This is a genomic window from Pedobacter sp. (genome assembly GCF_045628745.1).
Lineage (GTDB): Bacteria > Bacteroidota > Bacteroidia > Sphingobacteriales > Sphingobacteriaceae > Pedobacter.
On sequence record NZ_JAZQPU010000437.1, the window covers coordinates 1 to 7,458 of the forward strand.

Here is a 7,458-nt window from a genome sequence, read left to right on the forward strand (position 1 = left end):
CTGCCACGTCTGGCCTTCGATCACCAGAAGATCTTTGAAAAGGGATTGGAAAAAATAAAACGCCGTATTAAACACCAGCCTATAGCTTTTGAATTGCTGCCAGAGAAATTTACCCTTACACAGTTACAAAATGTATATGAGCTGATTTTAGGGAAAAAACTCGACAAAAGAAACTTCAGAAAAAAAATGTTGAGTTTTGGTGTGTTAAAAGAGCTTGATGAAAAACAAAAGGGTGTATCGTTCCGTGCGGCTATGCTCTATAAGTTCGACAAGCGTAAATATGCCAAACTGTTTGGTAAGGAGATCTCCTTTTAAACAGCTCAACTTCCACAAACCTATACATTAAGTATTCCTAAAGAATTAACATTACAAATTAGCGAGCAGGTAAGGAGCAGGTAGGGAGCAGGTAGCGGATTTCCGATACAAACTCACTACCTGCTTCATAGCTTGTGCAACCTATATAGATGTGAGGATTTTTTAAAACATAGGCTGCATCTAATATAAACATAAGCTGAAGTTAAATAGAATATAAAAGAAAAGGCTGCATCATTTTATCAATGTGCAGCCTTCTTTGTATAGGAGGTATGACTATGCTTTTTTTCTTGATTTATTCATGTGGTAATCTACCAAATCATCTATAGGAGAGCGGATCAATTTACCTACACCCATTTCATAACGGTCGGCAACCACACTCAGGATGTCTCTAAAACTATAACCAACAGAGCCTACCACATTTAAAGTGTAGTCTTTGTAGTTTGGATAGTGCACAACAAGGTTGTCGAAAAATGCGGTAAATGCATATTCAATAGTAGCGAAAGTATAATCTTCGTAACTGTCTTTATAATCGTATAAGAATTTACTGAAGCTTGCGCAGAAACGGTTTGGCAATGGCTTGTTATAAATATTGTCAAAAATGTCTTCGTTGGTTAAGGCAAAGTTATCATAGAAACTTTCTCTTAAACCTTTAGGCATGTAACCTTTCATGTAATCGCTTAAAATGCGTTTACCAATGAAACAACCGCTACCTTCATCGCCTAGAAAATAACCTAAGGAATCAATGTTAAGGGTAATATCAGTACCGTCGTATAAACAACTGTTGGTACCTGTTCCTAAAATAGCAGCAAAGCCCGGCTGATCTCCCAATAGGGCACGGCATGAAGCCAAAAGATCGTGGCCAATGTTAATTTTCGCATTTAGGAAAATTTGTTGCATTGCATCGGCAACAATTTTTTTATTGGCATCCGTAGAACATCCGGCACCGTAATAATAGACTTCTAAAAGTTTATCTGCTTCAATATGATCCGGAAGGGTTTTCCTTAAGGAATCTACAATGTAATCGGTATCTGAAAAATAGGGGTTATAGCCCTCTGTATTAAAATGAATCTTTCTTCCAGCTTCATTAATTAAACACCAATTGGTTTTGGTTGAACCACCATCTGCAATAACTATCATCTTAATTTTGTTTTTTCGTGATAAATGTAAAGATTCCTAATGTTGTTGAGTTAATTGTTTTCATTGTCTATTAGTTTTTCTTTCAATGGTAAAGAAGCAATCATCAGCTTTGTTAAGCTATTTAGCGGTAAGCTAATGATAGTTTCATTGTATACTAGTTTTTCTATTAATTGTATTGCAACAATAATGAGCAATATTGCTCATTATATATGAGTAATTACTCATGATGTGCGCTTATTTTATAAATTATGCTCCTTTAATTTATTTCTTTGTTTAATGTGTTCATTACAATCATTAATTCTGCATAATATTGTTAATCCTTATTTTATTACATCTTTTGTTTCCATATCAAAATTACATTCTTTGTCAATGCAATTATATTAATGCCTTTATTTAGTGTTTTTAGCCCTCTCAGAGGTTATTGTCAAATAAACACTAAGGCCTAAATTACATTTGTTATTCTAATTTACAAATTTTTAAAATTTTATTCTGTTTAAACAACGGTTGTCGGGCCTTGTTCTTACCTTCTGGAGCCTGGACTATAAACCCGTTTAATGGCAATGGGGGGCTATTTTTAAGATTTAATATTTAAATAGAAACCAGCATACCTACTTGTTCTATTTTTTTATTAATTTAATGTTTTGTCTGCTTTATATTTAATAAAAACCTAATATTTGTATAGTGTTATCAGAGAAAATGCACAACAAATACATCGTTTCTCTTTAAATAATTTAATATACCAGCCAGAACAAACTATGCCTATAGATTTAAGAAGTGATACAGTTACCCGGCCAACAGCAGGGATGTTAGATGCGATGCTGAGTGCCAAAGTAGGGGATGATGTTTTTGGGGAAGATCCAACAGTTGCGGCACTGGAAAATAAATTGGCCGGCATGTTCGGTATGGATGCAGGCATGTTTTGTCCTTCGGGAACCATGACCAATCAAATTGCCATAAAGTGCTTTACCCAACCGATGGATGAGGTCATTTGCGACCAAACGGCTCATGTTTACCGTTATGAAGGTGGCGGCATTGCCTATCATTCTTTATCTTCGGTAAGGTTGCTCAATGGCCCCCGGGGTATTTTAACAGCAGAAATGATTGAGGAGGAAATCAATGAAGAGAATATTCATTACCCTCATTCCAGCCTGGTTGTTTTAGAAAATACCGTTAATAAAGGGGGTGGTGCCTGTTATACCCTCGACCAGATTGAGCCCATCCACAATTTATGCAACATTAAAGGTTTAAAGCTACACCTTGACGGCGCCAGGTTATTTAATGCCCTGGTAGCTACAGGCGACAAGGCTGCGGATTACGGCAGATTTTTTGACGGCATTTCTATTTGCCTGTCTAAAGGCTTAGGGGCGCCAGTGGGCTCTGTATTATTGGGCTCACAAGAAACCATTGCCAAGGCACGTAAAATAAGGAAGGTTTTTGGCGGAGGCATGAGGCAGGCCGGTTTTCTTGCGGCGGCGGGTATCTATGCTTTAGACCATCATGTAGAGCGCATGGCCGTAGATCATCACCATGCAAAGCTTCTATCGCAAGTACTGGAGCGACTGGAGTTTGTAAAAGAAGTGCTGCCTGTAGAGACAAATATTGTCATCTTTGAGGTTGCTGCCGCCTATAATGCCACAAACATTGTAGAATCGCTCCGTAAAAAAGGACTTTTATGCAGTACCACCAGCAATAAAACCATTAGGTTTGTTACCCACCTTGATGTAAAGCCTGAAATGATAGACCAGGCGATAGAAATTCTGGTGCAACTGGAACCTTTAAAAGCATCAGGTTTCCGTGCTTACTAAACAATGTAATGATCTTGTGGTCATTTTTAACTATATATACCAGGCATGAAGAAAATTTTAATTGCTAACCGTGGAGAAATTGCCTTGCGTATCATGCGTTCTGCAAAAGAAATGGGCATAAAAACGGTAGCTGTTTATTCTGAAGCTGATCGTGAAGCCTTGCATGTGCGTTATGCTGATGAGGCCATTTGTATTGGTCCGGCGCCATCAAACCAAAGTTACCTGGTTGCTGAAAAAATAATTGCCGCTTGTGTAAAAACAGGTGCAGAGGCCATACATCCCGGCTATGGCTTTTTATCAGAAAATGCCGCCTTCGCCAGGCTGGTGAAAGCTGCAGGTTTAATTTTAATTGGCCCCACGCCAGAAGCCATGGAAATTATGGGTAATAAGTTGTCGGCCAAAGCTGCTGCTTTAAAATACAACATCCCCATGGTGCCGGGCACCGAAGAGGCCATAACAGATATTGAAGAAGCAAAACTTCGCGCTATAGCGGTAGGTTTCCCTATATTAATTAAGGCTGCTGCAGGTGGTGGTGGCAAAGGGATGCGTATTGTTAACCAGGCGGCAGATTTTGAAGAGCAAATGCACCTGGCCGTTAGCGAAGCGGTGTCTGCCTTTGGCGATGGTGCTGTTTTTATTGAACGTTATGTTTCCTCGCCCCGCCATATTGAAATTCAAATCCTTGGCGATACGCATGGCAATATTGTGCACCTCTTTGAAAGAGAATGTTCTATTCAACGCCGCCACCAAAAGGTTATTGAAGAAGCACCATCCAGTGTTTTAACGCCTGCCATCAGGGAAGAAATGGGTAAATGTGCTGTAGATGTGGCCCGCGCAGTGCAATATGTGGGTGCGGGCACGGTTGAATTTATCCTCGATGAAAACCTTGATTTCTTTTTCCTGGAAATGAATACGCGTTTGCAGGTGGAGCATCCTGTTACGGAGTTCATCACAGGTTTAGACCTGGTGAAGGAGCAGATAAAAATTGCACGTGGTGAACAACTTTCTTTCACTCAAGAGGACCTTAAAATTAATGGACATGCCATGGAGCTGCGGGTCTATGCTGAAGATCCTTTAAATAACTTCCTTCCTGATATAGGTACCCTGCAAACTTACCGCACGCCTAAGGGCAATGGGGTGAGGGTAGATGATGGCTTTGAAGAAGGGATGGAGATTCCTATTTATTACGACCCAATGATTGCCAAGTTGATTACCTACGGTAAAGACCGTAAGGAGGCCATCGACAGAATGGTAAGGGCCATTGAGGAGTATGAAATTACAGGCATCCAAACTACGCTGGGCTTTGGCAAATTTGTGATGCAACATGAGGTGTTTACCTCGGGACAATTTGATACACATTTTGTAGAGAAGTATTTTGATGCTGATAGTTTGAAAAACGACAGCCAGGAGGAAGCCTTTATTGCCGCCATTGCTGGTGTAATGGCTATAAAAAACAAAGCTGCTTTACCCGCGGTGCCACAAACAAGTGCGGCGCAGGGCAGCCAGTGGAGAAAAAATAGAACACAATTATAAAAATATATGTTTACAGGTATTATAGAAACTTTAGGACAAGTGTTGACCAGGGAAGCCGAGGGCACAAATGTTCACTTCACCATCCAGTCTGCCATTAGTAAGGAACTTAAAATAGACCAGAGTGTGGCGCATAATGGGGTATGTTTAACCGTTGTTAAAGTGGAAAACGATACGCATACTGTTACCGCTATAGCGGAAACCCTGGAGAAATCTAACCTGGATAACCTTGTTGCCGGACGTAAAATTAACCTGGAACGCTGCATGCAGATGAATGGCCGCCTTGATGGGCATATTGTGCAGGGCCACGTAGACCAGACCGCGGTTTGTGTTAAAAGAGAAGAGCTGGATGGCAGCTGGGAGTATCGTTTTAAATACGATGCCACTGCTGGCAATGTGACCGTGGAAAAAGGCTCTGCCTGTGTCAATGGCATCAGCTTAACGGTGGTTCATTCTGCAGCTGACGAGTTTTCTGTATTTATTATTCCCTATACATTTGAGCATACAAACCTTCACGCGGTAAATGTAGGTGATAACGTTAACCTGGAGTTTGATATTATAGGAAAATACGTAGCTAGACTCATTAATCGATAACTTACTACCTTTTTAACTCCTCAATTTTACTTTTAATGAAACGCTCAAGTTTAGCATTCGATTTTATCTCTTTATAGTTTTTGAGGTATAACTCATAATTAGCAATGGCATTCTTTTTATCGTTAAGGCGGTTTTCGTAAACCAAGCCTATATTATAATAAAGACTGCCATTGTTTTCAAATTGCAAGCCCCTTTTATAAGCATTGATGGCTTCCTGATTTTTTTTGCTTTGCTCATAAGCATCGCCCAATAAACCATAATAAGAAGCTGTTTTTTCAGAAATCCCTTTTTCAATTACCTTTTTAAGGTATATACTGGCATTGGTATAATCTCGCAGACCACGGTAGCATAATGCAATTTGATACAAGAGTACTTCATTTTCGGCAGTATCTTTTTGCACTTTTAAAAAGCAATTCAGAGCATTTTTGTAATCCAGGGTTAGCAAATAGCTTTTGCCTAAATTGTTCATCATATAGCTGGAACTGTCGCCCTCACTCAACAGCTTTTGTCCTGTTTGTATAGCATCATTGTATTTTTTTGCAGCCATACTGATGGGGATTTTCATTTCCCGCAGTTGCCAGTTTGCAGAATCGGCTTTTAATGCAGGCGCTAAAATAGCACTTGCCTGGTCATAAGCATTTGTCTTGAAATAAATTTCGCAAAGATCTGCAACCACATCTGCCGCTATAGGGTTTAAGGTATTTGCTTTAACTAAATAGGCTGTTCTTTCTTGCGTTGTAGCTTGTTTGCTTAATGCTGCCAGTTGCTTATAGGCATTGAAATGCGTACTGTCTAAGGCAATAATATCTTTATAATAGGCTTTTGCTTTGTTGTTGCGACCTCTTTTTACCTCAATCTCGGCAAGGTTACATAACACAGACAGGCTTTTAGGCTGCTTTTCATAGAGCTTAAGTAATATTTCTTCTGCTGCTGGTAAAGCACCCGCCATCAGGTAGACATAAGCCTCCTGAGCCAGCAGCTTATAGTTTTGATTTTCAGTTTTTTTCAGTTGCTGCAGGTATTGAGCTGCTTCCGTATAGCGTTGCGTTTGGTAGTAGTCCAGTAGCCTGCGCTCATCTGGTGTAGTACTTTGGTTATCAGTATCCTGTGCTTGTGTAGCTAGGGTAATGCTGCCGAAAATAAAGACTAAGCTTATTTTTTTTACTAAATCCATACGGGTAAATTAAGTTTAATGCTTTCTATGAGAAGCCTCTAAAGCTTGCAATTTACAAAAAGCCTTGAAACTATCTATCAGTAGCCATGTCACTTCGTAAAAATATGATATGCAGCGGAAATATAAAATCTAAAAACATCTTGGCCGGGTAATTGGTAGTATAATAGTAATTAAGATATCTGGTTAACTAGATAAATAGTCATTAATAAAAATACTAAACATATGAATACTTTAAAGAAGTTTGAATTGATGGAAAAGATTGTTAGAGAATTGGAAGATTTACAACATTCTCAACAAGCCGTTATTCAAAAAATAGGGAAAATCGAAGTTGATAATATTGAATTGGGCGACCAAAAGTTAGATAAGGATTTACCAGATATGCACCAACGTGTGGCTGATAACTTAGAAACCATAGGCAGTATCATGGCTTACTTTGCTGAAAAAACAGACAACTTTGGTAATAAAAATAATGTTGAAGCCTTAAAAGATCAACAGAATATTGATAATGCCGGCCAATAAATTATACCTGATAAAAGGTAAAATGTAAGCGTTAAATGTTTTTACGTTTATCACCAGGGCAAAATTATTTTCATGTATAACTGTGAATTAATTTTGCCCTGTTCTGTTGAATCTGAATTTGATTGTAAGTTTAGAATCAAAATATGTTTAGTTTTACAGCTAAATCACACAAATATTAACGTCTACTAATTAAATTTTTATGAAAAAGATAATTTTATCCGCATTTCTGATGCTCTTCAGTGGAGCAGCATTTAGTCAGTTGATACCTAGTTTTCAATTGGGTATTAAAGGAGGAGCCAACCTTTCAAAGTTTTCTACGTCGGGCACTTTCGATAGTGAAAACCGCGCTGGATATTATGTTGGTTTCTGGACCCGTGTTGGTGC

7 protein-coding genes and 1 pseudogene are annotated in these 7,458 nt (G+C 38.9%); 6 read left to right on the forward strand and 2 right to left on the reverse strand.

All coding sequences use genetic code 11. From position 1 onward, the window contains the following. A partial coding sequence (locus tag ACR2F7_RS15895) for an NUDIX hydrolase (protein WP_432714524.1) occupies positions 1-315 on the forward strand: 315 nt, incomplete at its 5' end. 273 nt (positions 316-588) lie between these two features. Here the strand turns inward: ACR2F7_RS15895 and ACR2F7_RS15900 are convergent. Next, positions 589-1,452, reverse strand: coding sequence for an N-acetylglucosamine kinase (locus ACR2F7_RS15900; protein ID WP_432714525.1), 864 nt, complete (start codon positions 1,450-1,452; stop codon positions 589-591). 755 nt (positions 1,453-2,207) lie between these two features. Between ACR2F7_RS15900 and ACR2F7_RS15905 the strand changes: the two genes are divergently transcribed. Genes ACR2F7_RS15905 through ACR2F7_RS15915 form a run of 3 tightly spaced genes read left to right on the forward strand, consistent with a single transcriptional unit; the run spans position 2,208 to position 5,381 of the window. Further along, on the forward strand, positions 2,208-3,257 hold the full coding sequence (locus ACR2F7_RS15905) for a threonine aldolase family protein (protein ID WP_432714530.1): 1,050 nt from the start codon (positions 2,208-2,210) through the stop codon (positions 3,255-3,257). 45 nt (positions 3,258-3,302) lie between these two features. Continuing rightward, a complete protein-coding gene (gene accC, locus ACR2F7_RS15910; protein ID WP_432714526.1) occupies positions 3,303-4,790 on the forward strand; it encodes an acetyl-CoA carboxylase biotin carboxylase subunit in 1,488 nt (495 codons plus the stop codon). Between the two features lie 6 nt (positions 4,791-4,796). Beyond that, positions 4,797-5,381: a riboflavin synthase gene (locus ACR2F7_RS15915; protein WP_432714527.1), complete on the forward strand. Its 585-nt coding sequence runs from the start codon at positions 4,797-4,799 to the stop codon at positions 5,379-5,381. Positions 5,382-5,385: 4 nt separating this feature from the next. Here the strand turns inward: ACR2F7_RS15915 and ACR2F7_RS15920 are convergent, their stop codons facing one another. After that, a complete protein-coding gene (locus tag ACR2F7_RS15920) occupies positions 5,386-6,555 on the reverse strand; it encodes a tetratricopeptide repeat protein (RefSeq protein WP_432714528.1) in 1,170 nt (389 codons plus the stop codon). 222 nt (positions 6,556-6,777) lie between these two features. Between ACR2F7_RS15920 and ACR2F7_RS15925 the strand changes: the two genes are divergently transcribed. After that, positions 6,778-7,074, forward strand: a complete 297-nt coding sequence (locus ACR2F7_RS15925) for a hypothetical protein (RefSeq protein ID WP_432714529.1) — start codon at positions 6,778-6,780, stop codon at positions 7,072-7,074. A gap of 199 nt (positions 7,075-7,273) precedes the next feature. After that, a pseudogene (locus tag ACR2F7_RS15930) lies at positions 7,274-7,458 on the forward strand (porin family protein); the annotation flags it as partial.

What these genes read in the sequence shown, in the direction of transcription:
- ACR2F7_RS15900 (WP_432714525.1), bottom strand. Translation starts at nt 1,452, where the DNA reads ATGATAGTTATTGCAGATGGTGGTTCAACCAAAACCAATTGGTGTTTA.
- ACR2F7_RS15905 (WP_432714530.1), top strand. Translation starts at nt 2,208, where the DNA reads ATGCCTATAGATTTAAGAAGTGATACAGTTACCCGGCCAACAGCAGGG.
- accC (WP_432714526.1), top strand. Translation starts at nt 3,303, where the DNA reads ATGAAGAAAATTTTAATTGCTAACCGTGGAGAAATTGCCTTGCGTATC.
- ACR2F7_RS15915 (WP_432714527.1), top strand. Translation starts at nt 4,797, where the DNA reads ATGTTTACAGGTATTATAGAAACTTTAGGACAAGTGTTGACCAGGGAA.
- ACR2F7_RS15920 (WP_432714528.1), bottom strand. Translation starts at nt 6,555, where the DNA reads ATGGATTTAGTAAAAAAAATAAGCTTAGTCTTTATTTTCGGCAGCATT.
- ACR2F7_RS15925 (WP_432714529.1), top strand. Translation starts at nt 6,778, where the DNA reads ATGAATACTTTAAAGAAGTTTGAATTGATGGAAAAGATTGTTAGAGAA.